Source organism: Nonomuraea turcica (genome assembly GCF_030718205.1).
Lineage (GTDB): Bacteria > Actinomycetota > Actinomycetes > Streptosporangiales > Streptosporangiaceae > Nonomuraea.
In genome coordinates this window covers 113,612-137,923 of the sequence record NZ_JAUZQF010000018.1, presented here as the reverse complement: position 1 = coordinate 137,923, position 24,312 = coordinate 113,612, and the positions used below count along the sequence as shown (strand labels likewise).

The following is a 24,312-nucleotide window of genomic DNA, read 5'->3' as shown; positions in this document are numbered from 1 at the left end:
CTTCCGGCTACCCCGGCAGCGGATCCCTACGCGGGCTCCGCGCGGGCTCCGGCTCGGGGCGGGGCGGCGGGCCCGTGGTGTCCGCGGGGAGCCGGACGACGAAGACGGCGCCCGCTCCGGGGCGGCCGTCCGCGGTGATGGTGCCGTGGTGGCCGTCCACCACTTCACGTACGAGCGCGAGCCCGAGCCCGTACCCGCCGCCCACGAAACGGGTGAACAGCCGCTCGGCGTCGGCGGGGTCGAGGCCCACGCCGTCGTCCCTGACCGTCAGCCTCACCACGTCGGCGTCGCTGGAGAGCGTCACCCAGATGTGGCCGCCGGGGCTCGTGTGGCCGAGCGCGTTGTCCAGCAGCGCCGAGACCACCCGCCGGAGCGCGGACTCCACGCCGCGCACGACGTGGTCGCCGGAGCCCTCGCACCTGACCTCGATGCTCACGCCCCGCGCCTGGGCGCGGGCGCTCTCGGCCTCGGCCGTCTCCGCCGCCAGCGCGGCCAGGTCCACCGGCCCGAACGGCCGGCGCAGCTCCTTGTGCTGGGCCGACCGCAGCAGGTCCTCGACCACCTCACCGAGCTGCCTGCTGCCGGTCACGAGCTGGTCCACCTCGTCGATGAGCAGGATGGGGTCGGTGCCGCCGCGCATCCTGCGCGCCAGCAGCTGGGCGCGGGTGCTGAGCCGGGTCAGCGGGGTGCGCAGCTCGTGGCTGACGTCGGCGGCGAAGCGCCGCTGCCGGGCCAGGGCCTCGCCGAGCGGGGCGATCGCGCGGCGGGAGATGACCTGGCCGACGAGTACGGCGGCCAGCAGACCGGCGATCTCGGCGGCGGCGAGCGTGCGCAGCAGCCTGCTGCGTTCCGCGGCCTGGTAACGCAGGTCCATCGCGGCCTGGACGACGGCGTCGCCGCGGCGCTGAGTCCGGATCAGGTAGGTGTGTCCCGCCAGCTCGGCCCGCGTGACCTGCGGCTCACCGCCGCGGCCGACCCGGTCCAGCTCCGCGTGCACCGGCAGTGCCGCCGGAGCGCCCGGCGAGGCGCGTACGGTGCCGCCGCGCTGCTCGTACAACCACACGCAGGGCGGCGGCTGGGCGACGTGGGCCCGCTCGGCCGCGGCGGCCAGCTCGCGCCGCGCGGAGGAGCTCTGCTGATGCGCCATGAAGCACAGGACGAGCACGCCGACCAGCGCGAGCACGACCGAGATCGCGCCGGCGACCTGCACGGTGAGCCGCCGCCGCGCACGGCCCAGCAGCCGCCGCTCCGGATCGTGGCCCGGGTCGGACACGAAGGGCCGCCACCGGCCGTTCACAGCTCACCCAGGCGATACCCCACGCCGCGCACGGTGCACACGACCCCCTGCCCCAGCTTGTTGCGCAGGTAGTACACGTAGGTGTCCACGATCGATTCCTTCTGGGCGCCGTCGAAGACCCGCTGCCGCAGCGACCGGCGGGTGTGCACCTGCCGCGGCCGGGTGGCCAGGGCGCGCAGCAGCCGGCATTCCTGCCCGGACAGCGTCACCTGCTCCCCGCTCGGCAGCCGTACGAGGTGCGCCTCGGAGTCCAACCAGCCCGCGCCGAGCGGCAGCAGGCCGGCCTGGTCGAGGTGCCTGCGGTGCAGGGCCCGCACCCGGGCCAGCAGCTCCTCGACGTCGAACGGTTTGACGAGGTAGTCCTCGGCGCCCGCGTCGAGTCCGGCGACCCGGTCGGCGACCGTGCCGAAGGCGGTGAGCACGAGCACAGGCGTGGTCACCGCCTGCCGGCGCAGCCGCCGCAGCAGGTCGATCCCGTCCAGGGCGGGCAGGCCGCGGTCGACGATCAGCACGTCGTAGCCGCGGCTCAGGCCCAGGTGCAGTCCCCGCTGCCCCTCCAAGGCCAGATCGACCGTGTATCCCTGCTCGGTGAACAGGTCGGCCAGCATGTGCCCCAGTTCGCGGTCATCTTCGATCAGCAGCAGCCGACGGGAGGGCAGGTCGGCCGTGCCCGATGTCCCAGCCACCAGACCACGTTTACACCATGGTCGTGGAATTACCAGGTCCACTCTGTTCTGAAACCGGGACAGGGGGGCTGACCTGCGAGGCCATTCCGGATTGGACCGGAGGGACGGCGTTTTCCGCGAAAGGTTCAAGCGTCCGCTCGAGGCGATCCGGCAGCGCCAGCTTGTAGAGGGGCAGGGCGGCGGCGGTGGTGAGCACGGCCACGAGCACGAGCATGGCGAACAGCTCCTGCGTGATCATGCCTTGGGCCAGGCCGATGTTGATGAAAATGAGGATCATCAGGCCGCGGGCGTTCATGAGCCCGCCCACCGCGTACGACTCGCGCCGGCTGAACCCCAGTGCCCGCATCGACAGCGCGCAGCCGAAGTATTTGCCGCAGAACCCGGCGGCCAGGATCAGCCCGAACGCCAGCAGCATCGTGCCGCCGGCGATGCCGCCGAGGTGGGTGTTGAGCCCGGAGAAGGTGAAGAAGGTCGGCAGCAGCAGCGTGGAGACGACCTCCATCATGCGGCCGTGCAGCACCTCGCGGAAGGCCGGGTCGCGGGGCATGGCCAGGCCGGCGAAGAAGCCGCCGAAGACCGCGTACACGCCGATCCAGTCGGTCAGCCAGCCGGCCGTCAGCGGGATGAGGATGACGGCGTACATGGCGGTGGGGCCGAGCCGGCCGGTGCGGGCCACGGTCCTGCCCATGGGCCGCAGCAGCGGGGCGACGACTTTGAGCATGACGACGGCGAACAGCGCGGTCAGCGCGATGGTGGGCAGCGCTCCCGAGGCTCCGGTGCCGAGGTGCACGGCGGACAGGACGGCCAGGACGCACCAGGCCAGGGCGTCGTCGATGGAGGCCGCCAGCAGGGTGAGGCGGCCGATCGGGGAGTTCTCCAGGCCCCGCTCGTACAGGATCCTGGCCAGCATGGGGAACGCGGTCAGCGACAGCGCGCCGCCGACGAACAGGGCGAACTGCCACGGGCTGACGTCCGGGCGCGAGAGCGTGTCGTAGAGGAGCAGCCCCACGCCGGCGCCGAGCGCCAGCGAGGGCAGGATGCCCGAGGCGGCCAGCACGGACGCCTTGCGTACCTCGCCTGGCGTGCGGGCGCTGTGGTCGAGGCCCGCGCCGACCAGGAACATGTAGAGGGTCAGGCCGATGGTGCTCAGCACGTACAGGACGGGCCGCACCTCGGGCGGGAACAGGGCGGCCTGGGCCTCGGGGAACAGCCAGCCGAACAGGGTCGGCCCGAGCAGCACGCCGGCGACCATCTCGCCGAGCACCCGCGGCTGCATCACCATGAGCGCCAGCCGGCCGCAGATCGCCGAGGTGATCAGGATGACGACGAGGGCGGGCAGGACCTTGAGCACCAGGGCGAGGTTCGGGTCGGGTGCCGTGACCAGGGCCAGGAGGGGCATAGGGGTTTCTCCGCTCAACGGTCGAGGAAGTAGCGCTCGCACAGGCGCCGCCTGCGCGCGTCCCACACCATGTAGGTGCCGAGGACGAGTTGGACCAGGCTGCGCCAGACGTCCTCCCAGCGGTCGCGCAGGCGCATCCAGGCCAGCGCCGCCGGGCTCGGGCGGGCGGGTTCGGGAGTGTTCAACGGGGTGAGCAGGCACGGTCCCCGATTGGGCAGGGACCGGGTGTGGGCGGCGGACGAGGCGAGGGCGTACCTGCGCAGGACCTCCCGGGTGGCGGCGCGCATCATGATCGGCGCCAGCCGCCACGCGGGACAGGGACGGTTGGCGGCGACGCCGAACGGGATGTGGTTGAGCTCCTTGGCCGGCTGCTCAAAACGGCCGGGGTCGAAGCGGTCCGAGTCCGCCACGCCGGCCTGGTGGAAGGCCGGGTAGTTGAAGCAGAGCACGGACCCGGCGGGGATCGTGGTGTGCTCGTCGAGCTCGATGTCACCGGTGGTGACGCGGTGCGCGATGCCGAACAACGGGTAGAGCCGCAGGGTCTCGGCGATCACGTGGTCGAGGTAGCGGGGGCCGGCGTGCCGGGCCCGCTCCTGGACCTCCGGGTGCTGGGCGAGGACCATCAGCACGTGGGCCATGGCCTCCGACAGCTGCACGACGGCGGTGTTGAAGAACGTGCCCTGCAGGTAGAAGGCCTGCTCGTGCGGTGACAGATGGGCCGGCAGCGGGATGCGGACGCGGGAGAGCCGCCCGAGCAGGTAGCGGGTGAGGCGGTGGCGGCGCTCCATGTGGCGCAGGCCGCAGCACTTGAGCGCGGTGACGACGTCGTCGGCGTTGCCGACGATCAGCTCCCTCGCCTCGCGCGGGCACGGCTCGGCGAAGACCAGCTCGTAGGAGAACTCCGCCCAGATCGGCATCATCAGGTCCCGCAGCCGCACCTCACCCCGGACGCCGTCCAGGGTGCGGGCGGCGCAGCGGCGGGCGAGCTCCTCTGCCTCGGCGCGCGGCACCGCGAGCAGGCCGCGGGTGGTCCTGGCCACGGCGTCGTAGCGATCGCCCGCCTCCAGGTGCTCCTGGTGCATCTCGGGACCGGGCGACAGCCAGTACCAGAACAGGTCCGACAGCGCCGCGCCCCTGCTGCGCCCGCCGGCCATCGGGTGCGAGTAGACCTCCTTGAACCGGTCGACGCCGACCAGGTCGCCAGGTACGGGAATGTCCTCGTCACCGTTGATGCGGTTGAAGACCTTCACCCGCAGCGCGACGACGCGGCCGGGCAACCACCACGGCAGGCTCGCCAGCACGGCCACCGCCAGGGCGATCGCGATCACCATGGCCGCACCATGTCCGGGCCGAGCTCGTGGATGGACGCGCGGCCGCACAGGACGAGCGCGTGCTCGATCTCCGCGCGGAGCAGGCCGAGCACCCGCGACACCCCGCGCTCTCCGTCCGCCGCGAGACCCCAGATGACCGGCCGGCCGACCGCGACCGCGGCGGCGCCCAACGCCAGGGCCTTGAGCACGTCGGTGCCGCGCCGCACGCCGCCGTCCAGCAGGACGGGCATGGCGCCGCCGACCGCCGCGACGACGCCGGGCAGCAGGTCGATCGTGGCCGGTGCGGTGTCGAGCTGGCGGCCGCCGTGGTTCGACACCATGATCGCCGAGGCGTGGTGGTCGAGCGCGAGGCGGGCGTCGGCCGGGTGCGTGATGCCTTTCAGCACGATCGGCAGCGACGTCATCTCCCTGAGCCGGTCGATGTGCTCCCACGACAGCTCGGGGGTCATGACGATCGGCCGCACCCGGTCGCCGTCTCTGAGGTTCTCGCAGCACAAGTGCTCGGGCAGGTCGTGGAAGCCGTTGCGCAGGTCCCGCTCACGCCGCCCGAGCACGGGCGAGTCCACGGTGACGACCAGCGCCTTGCAGCCGGCCGCCGCGGCACGCCGCACGATCTTCTCGGTGAAGGCCAGGTCGGGCTGGATGTACAGCTGGAACCAGAGCTCGGCGCCCGGCGCCGCGGCCGCCACGTCCTCGATGGCGACGGTCGCGGCCATGCTGACGATCATGATGGTCTCGGCGGCGGATACCGCCCTGGCCGTGGCCCGCTCGCCCTCGGGGTCGGCGAGCCGGTGGAACGCGGTGGGCGCCACCAGCACCGGCATGGCCGCGCGGCTGCCCAGCAGGGTGACGTCGGTCTGGAGCTTCGCGGCGCCGCGCAGCACCCGCGGCACCAGGGCGAGCCGGGCGAAGGCGGCCTCGTTGGCCCGCACCGTGACCTCGTCCCCGGCGCCGCCGGCGAAGTAGTCGTAGTGCGCGGGTTCGAGCCGGGCCCGGGCCTCGGCCTCGAACCCGCGCAGGGTCCGCTGGTCCATGATCAGACCGGTACGGAGGCGGTCTGGCGGGCGAAGAAGGCCCGGAGCGGCTCGACGTGGACCTCCTCGGACGTCCACTCGTTCTCCAGGTTCTCCGTGATGTGGTGGGCGAGCGGCGGCTGGCCCGGCCGGTGGTGCCGTACCACGGGGTGCAGGTAGTGGCCCTCGTGGGCGCGGGCCGCGTCGCTCTGGCTGATGCGGGCCACCTCGATGTCGAACGGGTCCACCTTGTCGTGGTCGGGACCGTACTCCAGGGTGATGGTGAAGTGGCCGCGGTCGCCGATCGGCGGGCCCTGCAGGTCGTACGGCAGCTCCTCCAGGTATCGGGCGGTGCCGTCACCATCGATGACGATCACGTCCGCCAGCAGCCCGAACTGCTGCCACAGGGCCGAGGTGCGGTTGACCCGGTCGATGACGGCGGCCGCGAGCGGCCCCGGCTCGGCCGGGAGGATCCTGGCGGGCCACGGGACGCCGTGGTAGCGGGATTCCAGGATGCGGTGCAGGGCGCGGGCGCCGTACCGGAAGCCGTGGATGAAGCCGCTGGTGCCGCGTTTGAAGTCGCGGGACTGGGTGATCGTGCCGGCGAAGTACAGGCCGGGCACGTTGACGGACTCGTAGGCGGGGGTGAGCGCGGGGAACCTGTTGTTGATCACCAGCTCGGGCCGGCAGTCGTCGGCGAAGATCGAGGCGTCGAAGCGGAAGCCGGTGCAGACGATCACCCGGTCGTACGGGATGTCCTTGGTGACCTCGTTGACGCGAGCGAAAGCCACCGTGACCAGGTACGTGCCATCGGGCGTGCGCGCGATGTTCCTGACGTTGCCGTCGAGCAGCGCGTTCTGGGACTTGAGCTGGTAGGTGTCGAGCAGGCCGTTGTTGACCGCGCGTAGGTGGCCGACGTAGTGGGTGCGCCAGGCCATGCGGACGGAACGAGGGCCGGCGACGTGGATGACCGCGGCGGTCTCGAGGAGGTTGTCGGCCGTCTCGAACGCGGAGTTGCCCTTGCCGATGATGAGCACCCGCTGGTTCACGTAGTCGGCCGGGTCGGTGGAGGCGGTGCCGTACCGGTCGGCCGTCTCGATGCCCGGGATGGGCGGGAGGTTGGGGCGGGTGACGCCGGTCGCGACGATCACCCGTCGCGCCTCGTACCTGCGGCCCTGCTCGTCGGTCACCACGAACGCCCCGCGCTGATCATCGGACCGCTCGACGCGGACCACGCGGGCGTCGTACGAGATCCGCAGCCCGGTGCGCTCGGCGAAGTCGGCGAGGTAGCGGACCATGTCGTCGGCGTGCGGGAAGTACCGGTCGCTGTAGCGGGTGAACAGCAGGCCCGGGTCGTCCGACAGCAGCGAGTTCCAGTCCATCCGGAGGTTGAGCTCGGGGTCGTCCCAGCCGGTGTGCTTCTTGTTGATCGAGATGAGCGTGCGATGGCGGGGGAAGATCCGGAAGAACTGGCTCGGCGCCGGCCCCGCCTCGAGGATCCGGTACGAGTGACCTGCCCGGTGCAGGAAGTACCCCAGCTGCAGGCCCGCCGGGCCGGCGCCGATCACCAGGTAGTCCAGGGCGTTGTCCGGCACTGACGCCTCCACTCACGGCAAGGTGGTTGAAAGGACAACATCAGTGTGGGCGGGCAATTCTCAGAGATTGCTCAGAGAAACCGGGCCAGCAGGGCGCGCTTGTCCGGCTTGCCGCTGGCGGCGACGGGCACGCCCGGCACCATCGTGATCGTCTTGGGCACGCTGTCGTCGCCGAGCTCGTCCCTGACCAGCGCGGACAGGACGGCGGGGTCCGGGACGCGGCCGGGCGCCGGGACGACGAACGCGTGCACGGCCTCGCCGGTGTCCTCGTCTGGAGCGCCGGCCACGTACGCCTCGCCCACGTCCGGGTGGGCGGTCAGGGCGCGCTCGATCGGTCCCGCGTACACGACCATCGCGTTGACCATGATCGCGTCGCGGGTCCGCCCGGCGAGGTGCAGGAAGCCGCCGTCGTCCACGTGACCGAGGTCGCGGGTGTTGAGCCAGCCGTCCCGCAGCGTGTCGCCGGTCTCCTCCTCCTCGCCCCAGTAGCCGGACATCACGTACGGGCTGCGTATGTGGATCTCGCCCGTCTCGCCCGGCGGCAGCTCCCAGCCGTCCTCGTCACGCACGCTGATCTCGACCCCGGGATGCGGCCGGCCCACCGAATCCAGCCCGCGGCCTGCGGCGATGTGCTCCGGCGTGAGCATGGCGACGTTGCCGGCCTCGGTCTGCCCGTAGCCCTGGTAGACGACGGGGCCGAGCCGTTCGGCCGCCGCGGCCAGCCGCTTGGCGCTGATCGGCGAGCCGGACACCATGAGCGCCCGCAGGCTGCCGACGTCCGCCGGCTGCTCGTCCAGCAGGCGCAGCATCTGGAAGATCCTCGGCACGGTGATGATGGATCCGGTGATGCGGTGACGCTCGATCGCGTACGGGAACAGCGGCCGCCCGTCCTCCTCCGGGATCACGGCCGTACCGCCGCCCAGCAGGCACGGCGCGACGAACTCGAGCACGACCATGCTGGCGAGCGTGCCGAACAGCAGATAACGCTCGAAGTCCCGGGCGAGGGCGGCCGCGACCGGCCCCCAGGCACGCGGCTGCCACGCCCAGTGCTCGCTCAGCGCCCGGTAGGTGATCGAGCAGCCCTTGGGCCGCCCGGTGCTGCCGCTGGTGAACACCAGCGCGGCCACGTCGTCCGGCCGGGCCTGCACCGTGAGCGGGCGGCCGTCGTCGGGGTGCGCCAGCAGGTCGACCGCCTGCGCGCACGGGCCCAGCGACAGCGCGGGCCTGGTGAACAGCTCGGGCGCCGCGGTGGCCGGATCCACGAGCACCATGTCCACGTCCATGCCGAGCACGTCGGCGAGCTGGCCGGGGGCGTATCCGGGGCGGATGCCCACGACGCGGCAGCCGAGCGCGTGCGCGGCCATATGGGCGGCGAAGGCCTCGGGCGTGACGGAGGTGCGCACGGCCACCGCCCGGCCGGGACCCAGCCCCGCGTCGGCCAGCGCGCCCGCCAGCCGCCGGATGAGGTCCAGCAGCTCGCCTCGCGAGACGGTGCGGCCGGCGTGCTCGAAGGCGGTGGTGCCGGGCGCTGCGCGCAGCGCGTCGAACAGGGGGTGCGGGAAGAGCATGGCCGGCTCCTCTGGGCATCCGGGGCGGGTCGTCGTAGAACTGAACTCACGGTAGAGGGCGCGGATCAGAGGCGCATCAGAGATGCGAGGCGCGGGAGGACTCCGTGAAGGTGATCGGCGCGGGTTTCGGCCGGACGGGCACGCGGTCGCTGAAGGCGGCGCTCGAACTGCTGGGGTACGGTCCCTGCTATCACATGGCGTCGGTCATCGCCGAGCCGTACCGGGTGCGGCAGTGGCTCGACGTCGGCGAGGGGCGCTCACAGGACTGGGACGAGGTGTTCCGCGGCTTCCAGTCGGCGGTCGACTGGCCGGCCTCGGCATACTGGCGCGAGCTGGCCGCACACTACCCCGACGCCAAGGTCGTCCTGACCGTGCGCGACCCCGGCCGCTGGTACGACAGCGTCAGCGAGACCATCTTCCGCAGCGCTCTGGCCGAGTGGCAGCGGCTGCCCCTGCGCCGCCGGGTGGTGCGCCGGCTGATCGCGTGGCGGGCGCCGGACTTCGCGCTCTACCCGCGCATGGCCAGGGCCACCGTCATCGACCGGATCTTCGACGGCCGCGTCGGCGACCGCGACCACGTGCTCGGCGTGTACGAACGGCACACCGCCGAGGTCAAGGCGGCGCTGCCGGCCGGGCGGCTGCTGGTGTTCGATGTGCGGGACGGGTGGGAGCCGCTGTGCGCGTTCCTCGGCGTGCCCGTGCCGGCCGAGCCGTTCCCGCAGGTGAACGAGCGGGCGGCGTGGGCCTCCAAACGCCCGCGCAGGCAGCTGAGCCTCATCCTGCGCGGCCGCTAGAGCGAGAGCGAGGTCAGAGCGCCGTCAGGAGGTCGTCGATCCTCGCCGGCGTCAGCGGCCGGCCGAGCATCGCGCGCAGCCGGGCGCGGGCCCTGTCGCGATTCTCCTCCGGCTCCTCCGACTCCTCCGGGGCCAGGGCACGCTTGGCGTAGAACTCCAGCAGATGCCCCTGCACCGCGATCGCCATCGAGAAGTCGGCAGGCTCGGCCACCGTCGCGGGCCCGCCCGCGTTCCGGTAGGCCCGGTAGGCCGCGACCGCGTCCTGCACAGGCAGATCGACCAGGATGCCCGCCAGCTCCCACGCCGGGCGCGCCGGCCCGCAGTTCTCCCAGTCCAGCACGATCACGCCGCCGTCGGCTGCCCGGCACACGTTCTCCACGTTGACGTCACGATGACAGGTGGTGATGAGGGAGCTGGGAGGGGCCACCAGGGCGTCCAGCGCGACGAGATCGGGAAGCGCCCGCTCCAGCGCCGGCGCCCACTCGCCCCCGGCCGCCGCCAGCTCCTCCCACCCGGCCCGGCCGACCGGCTCGGCGAACCACGGGACCACCGGCCCGGACGCCGGGTGCCCCACCTGATGGAGCCCGGCCGTCACGACACCGAGCTCGGCCGCCGTGACCACCTCGCCCGGCACCAGATCGACCCATTCGTAGACCCGCCACCGCCCGTCCAGCAGCACGTCGCCCTCCGCCGTGGCGACGGGCCGCGGCAGGCGCACCCCCGCCTTCCTGGCGGCCAGCTGGAACTCGGCGTCCTCCCGCGCGGCGGCCTCCTCGGCGGGCACGAGCAACTCCTTCACGGCCCAGCGCCCGCCGTCCGTCTCCAGCCGCCAGATCCGGCCCAGCTCGCCGCGCGCCGCGTACACGGCCGGCCCGAGCGGCTCCCCCAGCCCGTACGCCCGCGCCACCGCCCGCATGGTCTCGTTCGCGTCCATCCTGTGTTCTTACCTCACGGATTGGCCGCCATCGTGTCCCGCGGCGTGCGGTTCGGCCGTGCCCACGATCATAAGGGCCGCTTCCCATGTCGAAAAGCGGCCCTGACTTGGCGTTTGCCCTGGTCAGATGTCACTGGCCGAATGGGCCGAACTGGTTGAATACCCCAAAGAGGTTGCCGACAGCTGCGCCTGCTTCCCTTTACTCCCTAAGCTCCCCCTTCTTCCTTTCCAGGCTTTCCGATATCTGCGCTTGCGCCCGTCCTTGCACCCCCGAATAGATCGCTTCAACTGCTTCTGGCGTGAGATTGAGGCGGCCGATCGGGGCATTGGGGAATGCGCCCTGAGCCACCGATTGAATAGTCCCCGTGGTCGTGTCGTCGTGAGGGGGATCCTGGGCAGACGCGGCAGATTGTGCCGCAAGTGATAGGAACGCCGCCGAGACGGCAACGCATCCCATGCGGATGAAGTTTCGCATCGCTAACCTTTCTTGACTGGCCTGGCTTCCCCATCAGCGATACCCAGCATTTTTTAGCTAATACTCGGACTCGCCCATATGTGGTCGCTTCTATATTTCAAGATGACCATAGATTGAGAATGTCCGATTTGTCGTGCGGAGAGGTAAAGGCGCCAGCGATTTTGGTGCGAGCCGGCACGCCATCCCGGAGCCGGAGCGGCCCCCGCCGGAGGCACCCCACCCGTCGGCCGGTGCCGGCGGCGTATCGATCCTGCGGAGGCAGGAGCGGAACGTCTTGCCAAGGGTGGCGAAGGACTGCCCGGCCCTTCTAACGCCATGCACTGTTCAGTGACGGTGGCTTCCTGCACGACGTCGGAAAGCACGTAATTGCCACCGTGGGCGTTAATCAACACCAGTTGGTGGATGCCGGATGCTCGTAGAGATGCCTGAATGTCGTTGATGAGAGCGAAGAGCGGTTTGGCGGAAATGCCGCGGCGGCCGATCAGCTCGTCCGTACCCGAAGGTGTGCTCGCTGTCCCTGCTGCCCGAACAGGATGAGCAGTTCGACGGCGCGGCCGTCGGCACTGCCGAGCCAGTGCGGGAGCGGCACAAACGTCATGCCGAACCGGTGGATCGGAGCCAGATGGATCCGCGGATCGCCGGTGCGGGGAGCGCCGACGAGATCGTCCAGCGGGACGTCGTATGCGCGGGCCAGCGGCAGCAGCAACTCCAGGCCGGCCCGCCGCTGCCCGCTCTCCAGGCGGGACAGCGTCTCTCTTGCCGGAACCGCAAGAAATGATGCCAGGTCGCGCGATTGGGGCAACGCTGGCCCTACCCAGCACATCACGAGGAGCATCCGAATCCATGTCCACTACCGGCCGTCGCGACGAATTCGCCCGCTTCTGGGATGACCATCACCGGCGACACACCCCGCCCATCGGCCCCAGGCGAACACCCGGCTTGCGGAGATCACCGCCGACCGGACCCCGGGTGAGCTCTCGACGAGTGAGCTCTCGACCTGGGCTGCGGTGCCGGCGGTGATGCCCTGTGGCTCGCCCGTCGCGGGTGGCACATCACCGCAGAGCGACACGACCTGGCGCAGAGCTTTCCCGCGGCCGGTTCGACCTCGTGTCCGCGTACTACCTGCACGCTCCCTTCGACCTGCCGCGCGAACGCCTCCTGCGGACCGGCGCACACGCGCTGTCTCCCGGCGGGCCTCGGCCTCGACCCCGAAGGCTGGAGCGTCGAGCGTGCGGACGCGCCCCGCCGGGTGACCGCCGGACCCGGTGAGCGCACCGCCGAGGTCGTCGATCAGATCCTGCTGATCCGCCGGACCCCCGACCACCCATCAAAGGACCACCATGACATCCCCACGCACCCGCCGCCGACGAGACACCCCACCCCCGCGCACCGGCCCCGGCGAGAAGGACGTACTGCGCGGCTTCCTTGACCACCTGCGCACCGCGGTGGCCGCCAAGGCCCAGGACGTCCCGGAACCGCAGGTCCGTACCCCTGGTGTCCCCTCGGGCACGTCGCTGCTGGGACTGGTCCGCCATCTCACGCACGTCGAGCGGTATTACTTCCTCGGGGAGAAGGTGGCCGACTGGCCGGGCACATTCCAGCCGCGACCCGAGGAGACCGTCACCACCGTCCTGGCCGACTACCGCGACGCCGTCGACCGGGCCAACGCGGTCATCGACGCCTGCACCGACCTGACGGCGCCGGTGGCCCGCCCCTCCCCCGCCGGCCAACCACCCTCGATGCGCTGGACGCTGGCCCACATGATCGAGGAGACCGGCCGCCACGCCGGACACGCCGACATTCTCCGCGAACTGATCGACGGCTCGACCGGCCGCTGACCCGGCCGACTCCCCCGGTCCCGATCACACCGAAACCAATCCCGCTCCGTCACGCCCGGGAAGCCGGTCACGGTGTCGCCCACCGGGACCATGGTGCTGCGGGCATCGTGCAGGTCGCCGCGCCGGTCGCGGCCGGCGGCGGAGCGCACCGGGTCGAACAGGGGCACCGGCGGCGACCGCACCGGTTTGCGGAGCGCCTCACATCACCGCAGGAGTTCGTGGTCATGCCGGCCCATCGGGCCGTTTACCAGGACCGAAGCGTTCCATGTTGTGAAGCCGAGGAGCTGAAGGCCATCGGCGGGGTGGCCGCGGTAGTAGTTCGGTGGCGGCGGCGATGTCGGTCCAACCGACCAGGCGGGCCAGGCCGATGGCCAGGTTGCGGTGGCGGGCCGTGATGCGGGGTGCGGTGCAGGTCCGGACACGGGAGGCGTCCTCGCGGGTCTGGTCGCCGCTGAGTGGATGCCTCGTCAGGAGATGCGGCACAGTTTCGTCTCGCTGTTGTCAGCAGACGGTCTCCCTGTCGAGAAGATCGCCCTGCTGATCGGCCACACCTGAGGCCCAGGCGTCACCCAGAAGATCTACCCAACCCGTCATGCGGGACGCGACCGTCATGGATGGAATCTTCCCCGCGTGACGGGCGGCGGAGCTGCACAGTCACTCAGTCGGTCACTAGGAAGATCAAAAGGGCCACTCCCCGCGTGTGGGGTGTGGCCCTTGACCTGTGTGGGCGATACTGGGATCGAACCAGTGACCTCTTCGGTGTGAACGAAGCGCTCTCCCGCTGAGCTAATCGCCCGCCTGCCGGTCCCTTGCGGTGCCGACGGGGAAAACCATACCGCACTCTGGCACGTGCTGGCGAAGTGAAAGCGGTCGGCGGGGGCATGACAGAAGCAGCAGGGAGGGCGATGGGAGGGCCATGGGAGGGATTCAGGTGAAAGGCGGCGGTTGCCCACCGGCGGCAGGGGTCGGTGGCATACCATCGTCGTGTTCCGGAAGGAGCCGATCGCGATCTTTTCGCGAGAAACGTTCATGGTCGGCCACTCCGGGGCAGGCTCCACAGCACGCAAAACCCTTGCAAATACGACCCGATTGATGCCGTTTAGCCTGGTAGATGCCTAAATGTCCAGCTGTGATGTGCGTTACAGAAGGCCCCTGAAGCGGAATCTTTCCTACAGGTTTCTTCGTTCCGCGTCATAGCTCAGGACGAAGTCCGTCAGAGCAGTGAAAGCCCCGAAGAGGGGACCTACGACGAAAAGGTTTGGCTGACGATGAACAGCACCACCGTCTCCGCCGAGCTTGGCCTTCGGCTTGTGGTCCCCGACCGTACTACCGTCCCCCTGCTCGCCGGACTGAGTTACACGGCCGACGATCCGTACGCCATCCGCATGGCCTTCCACGTAGGGAACGACGAGCCGGTCGAGTGGATCTTCGCCCGCGAGTTGCTGACCGTGGGCATCGTGCGGCGTGTCGGCGACGGCGACGTGCAGGTGTGGCCGGCCCGCGCCGACGGCGAGCGCACGCTCCACATCAGTCTCACGTCGCCGTTCGGTCAGGCGCTCTTCGAAGTGCCCCTGGCACCGCTGACCGAGTTCCTGCACCGGACCTACGAGAAGGTGCCGGCGGGGCGCGAGACCGACTTCATGGATCTGGACGCCGAGCTGACGAACATGCTGTGGCCTTCTTGAGAGCCCAGACATCATAGGCACTCCGACGGCCTCGCCCGCATGACGGGCGGGGCCGTTTCCCTGTCGGAGGGTCTAAGCCGGCAGTGAATTCAGGACCTCCTTCATCCGGGCGATCTCGATGCTCTGCCCCGAGTACACGTCCTTGGCCAGCAGCCGCATGCGCTGGTCACGCCCGTCGGCCAGCTCCTCGCCGGCCATCTTCACCGCCCCCTCGTGGTGCCGGGTCATCAGCTGGAGGAACAGGCGGTCGAACGCGGCCCCTCGGGCGGCCCGCAGCGCGTTGAGCTCCTGCGTCGTCGCCATCCCGTAGCCCGCCGCCTGCTCGTGCGCGTGCCCGGCCGGCGCCTGTCGGCCCAGCTCGGCGAGCCAGCCGGTCATGGCCTTGATCTCCGGGGTCTGGGCGGTCGTGATGGAGCGGGCGAACGCGCGGATCGCCGGCGTGGTGGTGCGATCGTCCACTAAGGAGGTCATCTCCAGGGCCTGGCGGTGGTGGGGGATCATGGCCTCCGCGAAGCGCACGTCCGAGGCCACGGCGGCCTTCGGCGGCTGCCCGATCCGCTCCCCCGGCGTCGCCGTACGGGCCGGGGCCCCGGGGCTTCCCGGCACCAGGACAGGCGCGTCCGTGCCGACCGGCGCGACGTGCTGGACGGGCTGGACGGGCTGCTGAGAGCAGGCAGCCACGGCGAAAGTCGCCATAACTATGACGAACACTGTGCGCGGCCATGAACCTGCTGACATAGCTTCCATACTGAACTACGAGACAAAGGGGATATGCGTTGATCTCTGCAAAGTTCCGCGGAGCGGTGGTGGGTGCGGCGTTAATGCTGGCCTCCGCGTGCGCGGCCGGCCCGCTGGCGTCGCAGGAGCCGCCGGCGCCATCCGCGACCGCACTGCAGGAGACCAGCGCTCCAGCCGCCACCGTCTCCGGCACGGCCGGCGGCGGTGTCATGACGAGTGACAACGTCGAGCACGTCGCCCACGTGCCGAAGACCGCCCCCTTCACCGGGGCCGACGACATCAACACCGACCTGGCCTTCCAGGGCGACTACGCGTACGTGGGGAACTTCGGCGGTTTCTCCATCTACGACATCACCGACCCCACGAAGCCGCAGGTCGTGAGCCAGGTGGCCTGCCCGGCGCAGCAGAACGATGTCACGATTCACGACAATCTGCTGATCTTGTCCATCGACGAGCCGGTCGGCGGCCCGGAGTGCGACGCGAGCCAGAGCGACCCGTCCTGGGAGGGCCTGCGGATCTTCGACGTCAGCGACAAGAAGAGCCCGAAGTACGTGGGCGCCGTCCAGACCGAGTGCGGCTCGCACACCCACACGATGGTGCCCAGCCAGGACAGCCTGTACGTGTACGTCTCCTCCCCCGGCCCTGAGCCCGATTCGGAGACCTGCCCGGCACCGCACGAGCTCATCCAGGTCGTAGAAGTCCCGCTAGCCTCACCTCAATCCGCAAAAATCGTGGCGAAGCCGGATATCTTCCCTGAGCGCCAGCACTCCGAGTACGCCTCCGGCTGCCACGACATCACCGCCTACCCGGAGAAGAAGCTGGCCGCGGCCGCCTGCTTCGGCGACGGCGTGCTGCTCGACATCTCCGACCCGATCAAGCCGAAGGTGCTGCAGCAGCTCACCGACACCGAGAACTTCGAGATCTGGCACTCGGCGACGTTCAACAACGACGGCACGAAGGTGGTGTTCAGCGACGAGCTGGGCGGCGGCGGCCAGGCCACGTGCGACCGCAACACGCCGGTCACGAAGGGCGCCAACGCCGTTTACGACCTGGTGGACGGCCAGCTGCAGAAGCGGGGCTACTTCAAGATCCCGAGGGAGCAGCAGCGGGAGGAGAACTGCGTGGCGCACAACGGCTCGCTGATCCCGGTGCCCGGCAAGGACATCATGGTGCAGGCGTGGTATCAGGGCGGCGTGTCGATCTGGGACTTCACCGACTCGGCGAACCCCAAGGAGATCGGCTACTTCGAGCGCGGCCCGGTCAAGGGCAGCGTCATCGCCGGCTCCTGGTCGGCTTACTACTACAACGGCTACATCTACTCCAGCGACATCACGCAGGGCCTGGACGTCCTGAAGATCGACGACCCGCTCACCGACCCGGCCGAGAAGGTCACGATGGACGACTTCAACGTCCAGACCCAGAAGAGCTACTGACACACCTATAGGGGCCACGCATGCGTCGACCGCGCCGCCGCCCCCGCGATGGCGGCGCCGTCGAGCCAGACGTACTCGGGCGCGATGCCGGCCCACGGCCATTCCACGGTCAGCAGGAAATCCTGGGGCGGCGGCAGGGGAAACAGCCACAGGGGCATCTGGTAAAGAGTGAACGACGCGTCGCCGCGCACTCCTCCGGGGAACCAGGAAAGGCTCGGCGGCGCGCAGTCGTGGTCCTTGCCGGAGTCCACTTCGACGCCGTCCGGATAACGCAGCATGACGTGCAGCGACGTGCTCTCCTCGCCGGAGAACGCCGAGTCGAGCTGCAACGCCAGAGTGCGGGGCGCGGAGGCGTTGCGGGCCACGACGTCGAGGTTGAGCAGGCAGCCGGTGGCGTACGCCTGGATCATGGGCAGCCGGACGGCGAGGGCCGGGGTGCGGGCGAGCACGCGTTCGACCGTGAGGATCGCGCCCATTTCAGAAATGGGCGGCAGCGGCGCGCCGGCCTCCCCGCTCATGTGCACTCACCGTTGATCGGAAGGCGATTCTGCGGAAATCGTAACGCCGCCGGTTGATTTCGCAGAGGCCGGCGGCGGAAATGTAGATCAAATGTAGCGACGCGGCGGTCCCGGGGCGGGCCGCCGCGTCGCGGATGACAGGATCAGGGGTCGAGATCGGCGGCGGACCGCTCGGCGAAGACCCGCATCGCCTTGGTGGTGATCGGGCCGGGGGCGAGCGGCAGCTCGGTGTCGTCCACCAGCTTGATCGGCTGGACGTCGCGGGTGGTGGAGGTGAGGAAGGCCTCCTCGGCCTCGTAGAGAGCCGACAGCGGCACGTCGGCCTCCTCACCGCCGCACCACTCGAGCACCAGCGCCCGGGTGACGCCGGCCAGGCAGCCGGACTCCAGGGTCGGGGTGAGCAGGCGGCCGTCGCGGACGATGAAGATGTTGGAGCCGGTGCCCTCGCACAGGTTGCCCGCGAGGTTGCCGAAGATCGCCTCGCCGCCGCCGCGCTTCTTGGCGTGCAGCAGTGCCTTGGCGTTGTCGCCGTAGGAGGTGCTCTTGACGCCGGCCAGGGCGCCGCGCTCGTTGCGCGGCCACGGCACGACGGCGACGTTGGCCGTGGCCGGGAACGGCTTCTGCTCGTCCACGATGACGATGGCGGTGGTGCCCTGGTCGCCGCGGTCGGAGCCGAGCGGGCCGGGGCCGCTGGTGTAGGTGACGCGGATGCGGCCCAGCTCCCAGGCGGGCGCGACCGCCAGGCACTTGGCGACGCCGTCGGCGATGGCCTCGACGTCGGGCTCGGGCAGGTCCATGCGCTGGGCCGAGAGCTTGAGCCGGTCGAGGTGCCTGGTGAGGGCGAACGACTTCCCGTTCACGATCTTGATGGTCTCGAAGACGCCGTCGCCGACCATCAGCCCGTGGTCGAACACCGAGACGGTGGCACGTGCGGGGTCGATCAGCTCCCCGTTGACCCAGACAGGGATGTTCATACATTTCCTCCTGTGGACGCCAGTGCGATGAGCCTGGCTGCTTTGAGCTCGGTCTCGAGCCATTCGCGTGTGGGGTCGCTGCCCCAGGTTATGCCCGCTCCCGTGCCGAACCGGATCTCCCCTTGACCGTCCGAGATCCAGAAGGTTCTGATGCCGACGGCCAGCGCCGCCTTGCCCTGGTCGGCGTCGACCCAGCCCAGAGCCCCACAGTAAGGCCCGCGGGGGGCTGGTTCGAGCTCATTGATGATCCGCAGCGCCGATGACTTGGGCGCGCCGGTGACGGACCCGGGCGGGAACGTCGCCGCGAACAGCTCCGGCCATCCCATCCCCGGCGCCAGCCGGGCCCGCACGGTGGAGACGAGGTGGACCAGGCCGGGGTGCGCCTCGACCGCGCACAGCGACGGCACCTCGACGGAGCCGACGGCCGCGACCCTGCCGAGGTCGTTGCGGACGAGGTCGACGATCATGACATTTTCCGCGTAGTCCTTGTCGAGCAGGTCGCCGGCGGTCGCGCCGGTGCCCTTGATCGGTCGGGACTCCACGACGTCGCCGTCACGCGACAGGTAGAGCTCGGGCGAGGCCGACACCACGCTGAGCCCGGGCACCTGGATCACGCCGCCGTAGGGTGCCGGGTTTCCGGTGGCGAGCCTGGCGGCCAGGGCGAGCGGGTCGGCGTCGGGCGGGACGGGTGCGGTCAGGATCCGGCACAGGTTGGCCTGGTAGACCTCGCCCTGCTCGATGTAGTCGCGGATGGCCCGCACGCCGCGCTCGTACGCGGCCCGGTCGAGCGAGCTGCGCCACTCGCCGGGGTGCGGCCCGTGCCAAGGGGCGGCCGGCCGGGGCAGGGGCGCCTGGCGCACCTGGTCGAACCGGGCGCACGTCACCTTGCCCTCGTAGTCGACGACAACCGCCCACCAGCCCTCGCCGTCGAGCGCGGCAAGATCGGAGGTCACGTCCCGCAGACCGGTGGCGAGGGTGTGACCGAGGTAGGCAAAGCCGTCGTACACGCCCCCCATTGTCCCAGCAATTCGACGAGCTCCAGCGCCGCGGGCAGTGGCTCGTCTGGCAGGGCCGCGTACACCTTCCGCACCGGCGCCATTCCGCGCAGCGGCCGCAGCACCAGATCGGGCGGCACGGCCCGAGCGGCGAGTTCCGGCACGAGCGTCACCCCGAGTCCGGCGGCGAGACATCCGAACTTGCCCGCCCATCCGGCCACCCGCAGCCCGCTGCGCGGCGTGAACCCGGCGGCGGCGCACGCGGTGACCAACAGGGTGGGCTGGCCGCGCGGAGCCGCCTCGATCCATGTCTCATCCGCCAGGTCACGCAGGTCCACGTCGGCGTCGCCGGCCAGCCGGTGCCCTGCGGGCAGCGCGACGAACAGCCGGTCCTCGCGCAGCAACACGGTACGGGGCGCGTCGGCGGGCAGCCCCGCCGGGTAGTCGCTGATCACGGCCACGTCGAGCGCCCCCGCGCGCAGCCGCTCCATCAGCCGGCCGGTGAGCTCTTCGACCAGGCGCAGCTCTACGCCTGGACGCCGCGCGGCGAAGCGTTTCAAGGTCTGGGGGACGAGATCCACGTTGGCGGTGGCGAACGCGCCGACGCGCAGTGTCCCGCCCCGCCCGCCGTGGAGGGCGGCCAGCTCCTCGCCGGCTCGGTCGAGGCGGTCCAGCACGGCGACGGCGTGGCGGTGCAGGGCGGCGCCGGCGGGCGTCAGGCGTACCCCGCGGGCCAGGCGCTCGAAGAGCGGCCCGCCGGCGGCGCGTTCGAGCGCGGCGACCCGGCGGGAGACCGCCGACTGGGTGTATCCGAGCAGCTCGGCGGCGGCGGTGAACGACCCGTTGCGCGCCACCTCGTCGAGGAGGCGGAGCGCCGCGGTATCGAAGGCATTCTCATCAGACATGGCTGGTATGCAATCTAGTCGGTGGTGGAATGCCTCGCATCCGGGTGTACTTTCCGCATGGCGACTTTTCTCGGACAGATTGCTTTTCTCGGACAGGGACGCATGGGCGTCCCGATGGCCCGGCGGCTCCTGGCGGCCGGGCACAAGGTAACGACGTGGCACCGCGGGACCGGCGTCTCCGCAGCGGCGGCCGTGGAGGACGCGGACCTGGTCATCACCATGCTCAGCGACCCGGCCGCGGTACGCGAGGTGCTGGCGGCGGCGCTGCCGGGGCTGCGACCCGGCGCGACGGTGGTCGAGATGTCCACGATCGGCCCGGAGGCGGTGCGCGCGTTGCGGGCGGTGCTGCCCTCCTCGATCAATCTGGTGGACGCGCCCGTGCTAGGCAGCGTCGGCCCCGCCGCCGACGGCACGCTGACCGTGCTCGCCGGTGGTGACCTGTCGGGCTGCCGGGAGGTGTTGTCGGCGCTCGGGACCGTGCGGGAGCTGGGGCCGCTGGGGGCGGGCGCGGCCATGAAGATCGCCGCGATGAGCGCGATCGTGCCCGCGCAGGTGCTGCTGGCCGAGACGTACGCCTACGGCCAGGCGCACGGCGTGGACCGCGAGGCGCTGATCGAGGTGTTGTCGGGCACCCCGCTGGGCGTGCTGGCCGAGCGGCTGCGCGTGCCGGCCGAGCAGACCCGCTACTCGCTGGCGCACGCGGCCAAGGACCTGGAGCTGGGGGCCTGGGAGGGCGGGTCGCTGGCCACGGCGGCGCGCAAGCGGCTGCAGGAGGCGAGGGCGGCCGGGTTCGGTGACCGGGACCTGACCGCCATCGTGGAGCACGTGGGAGGCGGGCGCGCCCCGCGTGCCGTGCCGGTCACCGTGCCGGCGATCCCGGCGACGAACGGCATGTACTCGCACGCCGTCCGCACCGGCGACACGCTCTACGTCTCCGGCGTGGCGGCCTTCGACGAGAGCGGGAAGGTGGTCGGCGAGGGCTCGATGGCGGTCCAGACCGACCACGTCTTCGAGGTCATCGCGCGCATCCTCGCCGATCAGGGCGCCACGTTCGAGGACATCGCGTTCATCAGGACCTACCTCACGGACATGGACGCCCGGGCCGAGTACGGGGCGGTGCGCCGCAGGTACATCACCGGCACTCCCCCGGCCAGCACCACCGTGGAGGTGTCGAAGCTGTTCATGCCGGGGTTGTTGCTGGAGGTGGACCTGATCGTGGCGCTCACTCCAGAGGGCCGGTGACCGACTCGGCGGCGGCCACCACTCCCCCGTCGGCCACCAGGCGCACCGCGCAGTCGATCTCCGGCGCCAGGAAGCGGTCGGGCCCCGGGGCGGGCACGGTCTCGCGCAGCGCCTTGACCACGGCCGCCGTGGCGGGCGCGGGCTCCAGCGGGGCCCGCAGGTCGAGCGCGCGGGCGGCGGTGAGGACCTCCACGGCCAGCACCCGGGTCAGGCCGTCGATCGACCTGCGCAGCTTGCGCGCGGCCGACCAGCCCATGGACACGTGGTCCTCCTGCATGGCCGAGCTGGGGATGGAGTCCACGCTGGCGGGCACCGCCAGCCGCTTCAGTTCGGAGACGATCGCGGCCTGGGTGTACTGGGCGATCATGTGCCCGGAGTCCACGCCCGGGTCGTGGGCCAGGAACGCGGGCAGCCCGTGGTTGCGCGCCACGTCCAGGAATCGGTCGGTACGGCGCTCCGACATCGAGGCCAGGTCGGCGGCCACGACGGCCAGGAAGTCCAGCACGTAGGCGACCGGCGCGCCGTGGAAGTTGCCGTTGGACTCCACGCGGCCGTCGGCCAGCACGGCCGGGTTGTCGACGGCGCTGGCCAGCTCCCACCCCGCCACGGTCGCCGCGTGCGCGATCGTGTCGCGGGCGGCCCCGGCGACCTGGGGGGCGCAGCGCAGCGAGTAGGCGTCCTGGACGCGGGTGCACGCCTCCGGGTCGCGGTGGCTGGCCATGACGCCGGAGTCCTTGAGGATCTTCATCATGTTGGCGGCGGCGCGCGCCTGCCCCGGGTGCGGGCGCAGCGCCTGCAGCTCCGGCATGAACACCCGGTCGGTGCCCAGCAGCGCCTCCACGCTCATCGCGGCGCTCACGTCGGCGGTCCTGACGAGCCTGATGAGGTCCTCGATGGCGAGGACGAGCATGCCGAGCATGCCGTCCGTGCCGTTGATGAGCGCCAGGCCCTCCTTGGCGGCCAGCTCGACGGGCTCGATGTGGGCCTGCTTGAGCGCCTCGGCGGCAGGCAGCATATTTCCGGCTTTGTCCCGTACGACGCCCTCGCCCATCAACGTGAGCGCCACGTGCGCCAGCGGCGCCAGGTCGCCCGAGCAGCCGAGGCTGCCGTACTCGTGCACGATCGGCGTGATCCCGGCGCTGAGCAGCGCGGCCAGGGTCTTGGCGGTGGTGGGCCTGATGCCGGTGTGGCCGGAGGCGAGCGTGCGCAGGCGCAGCAGCATGAGCGCGCGCACGACCTCGGTCTCCACCTCGGGGCCGCTGCCGGCCGCGTGGGAGCGGACGAGGGAGCGCTGGAGCTGGGTGCGCAGCGCCGGGTCGATGTGGCGGGTGGCGAGCGCCCCGAACCCGGTCGAGATGCCATACGCGGGCACCGGGCTCTCGGCCAGCTCGTCCACCCGCTGGCGGGCGGCCGACATGGCGGCCACCGCGTCGTCGGTGAGCCGGACGGCGGCCCCGTGCCGGGCCACCTCGATCACGTCATGGAAAGTCAGGGGCTCCGGGCCGACGTTCACGACTCCGTTGTCGCGCATGGTGGGTCTCTCTCACTTGCTAGGTAACCGGCGTATGCGATGTTAGCTCCTTACTTGGGAACAATGCCGACAACCCCTCCCTGCCCTCATCGGTGACGATCACCGCCCTGGGCACGCTGCCGCGCCGGAACCAGCCGCGGTCGAACAGCGCCTCGGTGACCGCCGCCCCCAGCGCCCCGCCCAGGTGGGACCTGCGCTCGGTCCAGTCCAGGCACTCGGGCGCGAACCTCCGGCGCGAGCCCCGCGCACCCGCAACGTCCACGCCGAGCCCGGCGAGCAGCCGCTCGCCCGCGCCGGTCAGGTCGTGCGCCGCGTAATAACCGCCCTCCCTGAGCCCGTCGAGCAGCCCCACCCCGGCGCGGCCCGCGAGGTGGTCGTAGCAGGTGCGGGCCTCCTCCAGCATCCTGGCCTGCCGGGACTGGCGCAGGGAGCGCACGGGCGGGCGGGCGCTGATCCTGGCCAGCACCTCCAGCACCTCGGCCACCTCGTGCCCGGCCAGCCGGTAGTAGCGGTGGCGGCCCTGGCGCACGACGTCAACCAGCCGGCCGTCGAGCAGCCGGGCCAGGTGCGCGCTGGCGGTGGCCGCGCTCACGCCCGCCACCCTGGCCAGCTCGCCGGCCGCCAGCGCCCTCCCGTCGAGCAGGGCTGTCAGGATGGCCGCCCGGGTCGGATCCGCGATGAGCGCGGCGACGGGCGCGATGTCGGCGTCTCGGGCGATGTGCTCCATGCTCCCGACGGTAATACGCCGATATTTCGCCCGACGTCGAAGGATGCCGTCATCCCTTTCCGAGGGCCTTGCGGATCAGCTCGCGGGCCCGGTCCATCACCGCCAGGGGCGTTCCCAGCAGCAGGTTCTTGGTGGCGGACTCCGTACCGGGGTGCGGGCGCACCGGGGCGAGGCTCTCGGCCGCCCGCACCGCCGCCGCCATGGCCCGCCGCTCGGCCGTGGAGGTGCGCTCGCGCAGCTTCGCGAACTCGTACCGCTCCTCGCCCCGCGCGTGCGCCGTGACGGCGGTGCGCAGCTCGGCAAGGCGCTCCCAGAACCGGGGATGGTCCACGCCGTCGTTGTGCAGGTCGAGGAGGAGTTGCTTGGCGCGGTTCTCCTCGTGCAGCCGGTCGGCGACCACGCCCTGGCCGTTGTCGAGCTTCCTGCGCGCGTACGGGTGGACGATCTCCTCCTCGGCGGTCTCGTGCACGCACAACATCCGCGTCAACCGGCCGAAGGCCGCCTCCACCTTGTCCGGCGGCGCCTGCTCGACCTCGTCGAACAGGTCCCTGATCTGCGCGTGCTGGGCCGTCAGCAGGTCGATCACATCATGTTCAGCCACGTCAGCGCCCTACCCGGGGCCCGCGGACGGCAC

24 protein-coding genes and 1 tRNA gene are annotated in these 24,312 nt (G+C 71.1%); 5 read left to right on the top strand and 20 right to left on the bottom strand.

Translation table 11 applies throughout. From position 1 onward, the window contains the following. Window positions 1-7: 7 nt before the first annotated feature. From Q9G87_RS39145 to Q9G87_RS39115, 7 genes are all read right to left on the bottom strand, one after another. Complete coding sequence (locus Q9G87_RS39145; RefSeq protein WP_305921629.1) at window positions 8-1,297, bottom strand: sensor histidine kinase; 1,290 nt, start codon at window positions 1,295-1,297, stop codon at window positions 8-10. Beyond that, window positions 1,294-1,983, bottom strand: coding sequence for a response regulator transcription factor (locus tag Q9G87_RS39140; protein ID WP_305921628.1), 690 nt, complete (start codon window positions 1,981-1,983; stop codon window positions 1,294-1,296). The genes Q9G87_RS39145 and Q9G87_RS39140 overlap by 4 nt, the downstream gene beginning before the upstream one ends. Before the next feature lie 10 nt (window positions 1,984-1,993). After that, complete coding sequence (locus Q9G87_RS39135) at window positions 1,994-3,382, bottom strand: cation:proton antiporter (protein WP_305921627.1); 1,389 nt, start codon at window positions 3,380-3,382, stop codon at window positions 1,994-1,996. Window positions 3,383-3,396: 14 nt separating this feature from the next. After that, on the bottom strand, window positions 3,397-4,713 hold the full coding sequence (locus Q9G87_RS39130) for a cytochrome P450 (RefSeq protein ID WP_305921626.1): 1,317 nt from the start codon (window positions 4,711-4,713) through the stop codon (window positions 3,397-3,399). Beyond that, complete coding sequence (locus tag Q9G87_RS39125) at window positions 4,707-5,747, bottom strand: alpha-hydroxy acid oxidase (protein ID WP_305921625.1); 1,041 nt, start codon at window positions 5,745-5,747, stop codon at window positions 4,707-4,709. Before Q9G87_RS39125 ends, Q9G87_RS39130 begins: the two co-directional genes overlap by 7 nt. Window positions 5,748-5,749: 2 nt before the next feature. Beyond that, window positions 5,750-7,321 (bottom strand): NAD(P)-binding domain-containing protein, encoded by a 1,572-nt coding sequence (locus Q9G87_RS39120; protein ID WP_305921624.1) that lies wholly within the window; start codon window positions 7,319-7,321, stop codon window positions 5,750-5,752. Between the two features lie 71 nt (window positions 7,322-7,392). Further along, a complete protein-coding gene (locus Q9G87_RS39115) occupies window positions 7,393-8,889 on the bottom strand; it encodes a class I adenylate-forming enzyme family protein (RefSeq protein WP_305921623.1) in 1,497 nt (498 codons plus the stop codon). A gap of 104 nt (window positions 8,890-8,993) precedes the next feature. Here Q9G87_RS39115 and Q9G87_RS39110 point away from each other — a divergent pair, with 104 nt between their 5' ends. After that, window positions 8,994-9,683, top strand: a complete 690-nt coding sequence (locus Q9G87_RS39110; protein ID WP_305921622.1) for a sulfotransferase family protein — start codon at window positions 8,994-8,996, stop codon at window positions 9,681-9,683. A gap of 13 nt (window positions 9,684-9,696) precedes the next feature. Here Q9G87_RS39110 and Q9G87_RS39105 read toward each other — a convergent pair whose 3' ends face one another. The 4 genes from Q9G87_RS39105 to Q9G87_RS39090 all read right to left on the bottom strand — a co-directional run bounded on the left by Q9G87_RS39105 (window position 9,697) and on the right by Q9G87_RS39090 (window position 11,927). Continuing rightward, a complete protein-coding gene (locus Q9G87_RS39105) occupies window positions 9,697-10,617 on the bottom strand; it encodes a phosphotransferase enzyme family protein (RefSeq protein ID WP_305921621.1) in 921 nt (306 codons plus the stop codon). Window positions 10,618-10,816: 199 nt separating this feature from the next. Next, window positions 10,817-11,092 carry a hypothetical protein gene (locus Q9G87_RS39100; RefSeq protein ID WP_305921620.1) on the bottom strand — a complete coding sequence of 92 codons (276 nt, stop codon included), beginning with the start codon at window positions 11,090-11,092 and terminating at the stop codon, window positions 10,817-10,819. A gap of 53 nt (window positions 11,093-11,145) precedes the next feature. Then, window positions 11,146-11,667 carry a creatininase family protein gene (locus Q9G87_RS39095; protein ID WP_305921755.1) on the bottom strand — a complete coding sequence of 174 codons (522 nt, stop codon included), beginning with the start codon at window positions 11,665-11,667 and terminating at the stop codon, window positions 11,146-11,148. Beyond that, a complete protein-coding gene (locus Q9G87_RS39090; protein ID WP_305921619.1) occupies window positions 11,574-11,927 on the bottom strand; it encodes a helix-turn-helix domain-containing protein in 354 nt (117 codons plus the stop codon). Before Q9G87_RS39090 ends, Q9G87_RS39095 begins: the two co-directional genes overlap by 94 nt. A gap of 505 nt (window positions 11,928-12,432) precedes the next feature. Between Q9G87_RS39090 and Q9G87_RS39080 the strand changes: the two genes are divergently transcribed. Further along, entirely contained in the window at window positions 12,433-12,930 is a 498-nt protein-coding gene (locus Q9G87_RS39080; RefSeq protein ID WP_305921618.1) for a DinB family protein, read from the top strand. Window positions 12,931-13,654: 724 nt separating this feature from the next. Here Q9G87_RS39080 and Q9G87_RS39075 read toward each other — a convergent pair. Next, window positions 13,655-13,726 (bottom strand) — tRNA-Val (locus Q9G87_RS39075). Window positions 13,727-14,198: 472 nt separating this feature from the next. Between Q9G87_RS39075 and Q9G87_RS39070 the strand changes: the two genes are divergently transcribed. Beyond that, window positions 14,199-14,615 carry an SsgA family sporulation/cell division regulator gene (locus Q9G87_RS39070; RefSeq protein ID WP_020547189.1) on the top strand — a complete coding sequence of 139 codons (417 nt, stop codon included), beginning with the start codon at window positions 14,199-14,201 and terminating at the stop codon, window positions 14,613-14,615. 72 nt (window positions 14,616-14,687) lie between these two features. On the opposite strand, the gene Q9G87_RS39065 is transcribed toward Q9G87_RS39070, so the two are convergent. Further along, window positions 14,688-15,311, bottom strand: a complete 624-nt coding sequence (locus Q9G87_RS39065) for a DUF305 domain-containing protein (RefSeq protein ID WP_305921617.1) — start codon at window positions 15,309-15,311, stop codon at window positions 14,688-14,690. 80 nt (window positions 15,312-15,391) lie between these two features. On the opposite strand from Q9G87_RS39065, the gene Q9G87_RS39060 reads away from it, so the two are divergent. Continuing rightward, window positions 15,392-16,786: an LVIVD repeat-containing protein gene (locus Q9G87_RS39060; RefSeq protein WP_305921616.1), complete on the top strand. Its 1,395-nt coding sequence runs from the start codon at window positions 15,392-15,394 to the stop codon at window positions 16,784-16,786. A 5-nt stretch (window positions 16,787-16,791) separates the two neighbouring features. Here the strand turns inward: Q9G87_RS39060 and Q9G87_RS39055 are convergent, their stop codons facing one another. The 4 genes from Q9G87_RS39055 to Q9G87_RS39040 all read right to left on the bottom strand — a co-directional run bounded on the left by Q9G87_RS39055 (window position 16,792) and on the right by Q9G87_RS39040 (window position 20,178). After that, window positions 16,792-17,304 carry a hypothetical protein gene (locus Q9G87_RS39055; protein ID WP_305921615.1) on the bottom strand — a complete coding sequence of 171 codons (513 nt, stop codon included), beginning with the start codon at window positions 17,302-17,304 and terminating at the stop codon, window positions 16,792-16,794. 143 nt (window positions 17,305-17,447) lie between these two features. Further along, a complete protein-coding gene (locus tag Q9G87_RS39050; protein ID WP_305921614.1) occupies window positions 17,448-18,278 on the bottom strand; it encodes an aminotransferase class IV in 831 nt (276 codons plus the stop codon). Continuing rightward, window positions 18,275-19,294, bottom strand: a complete 1,020-nt coding sequence (locus tag Q9G87_RS39045; RefSeq protein ID WP_305921613.1) for a chorismate-binding protein — start codon at window positions 19,292-19,294, stop codon at window positions 18,275-18,277. The genes Q9G87_RS39050 and Q9G87_RS39045 overlap by 4 nt, the downstream gene beginning before the upstream one ends. Next, window positions 19,228-20,178, bottom strand: coding sequence for a LysR family transcriptional regulator (locus tag Q9G87_RS39040; RefSeq protein WP_305921612.1), 951 nt, complete (start codon window positions 20,176-20,178; stop codon window positions 19,228-19,230). The genes Q9G87_RS39045 and Q9G87_RS39040 overlap by 67 nt, the downstream gene beginning before the upstream one ends. Before the next feature lie 57 nt (window positions 20,179-20,235). Between Q9G87_RS39040 and Q9G87_RS39035 the strand changes: the two genes are divergently transcribed. Further along, window positions 20,236-21,420: an NAD(P)-binding domain-containing protein gene (locus Q9G87_RS39035; protein ID WP_305921611.1), complete on the top strand. Its 1,185-nt coding sequence runs from the start codon at window positions 20,236-20,238 to the stop codon at window positions 21,418-21,420. Here the strand turns inward: Q9G87_RS39035 and hutH are convergent. From hutH to Q9G87_RS39020, 3 genes are read right to left on the bottom strand one after another with little or no spacing between them, the layout of a single operon-like run. Further along, entirely contained in the window at window positions 21,401-22,951 is a 1,551-nt protein-coding gene (gene hutH, locus Q9G87_RS39030; protein ID WP_305921610.1) for a histidine ammonia-lyase, read from the bottom strand. The two genes, Q9G87_RS39035 and hutH, sit on opposite strands and share 20 nt — an antisense overlap. Window positions 22,952-22,970: 19 nt before the next feature. Then, on the bottom strand, window positions 22,971-23,678 hold the full coding sequence (locus Q9G87_RS39025; RefSeq protein WP_305921609.1) for an ArsR/SmtB family transcription factor: 708 nt from the start codon (window positions 23,676-23,678) through the stop codon (window positions 22,971-22,973). A 49-nt stretch (window positions 23,679-23,727) separates the two neighbouring features. Continuing rightward, window positions 23,728-24,279 carry a hemerythrin domain-containing protein gene (locus tag Q9G87_RS39020; protein ID WP_305921608.1) on the bottom strand — a complete coding sequence of 184 codons (552 nt, stop codon included), beginning with the start codon at window positions 24,277-24,279 and terminating at the stop codon, window positions 23,728-23,730. Window positions 24,280-24,312 lie beyond the last annotated feature (33 nt).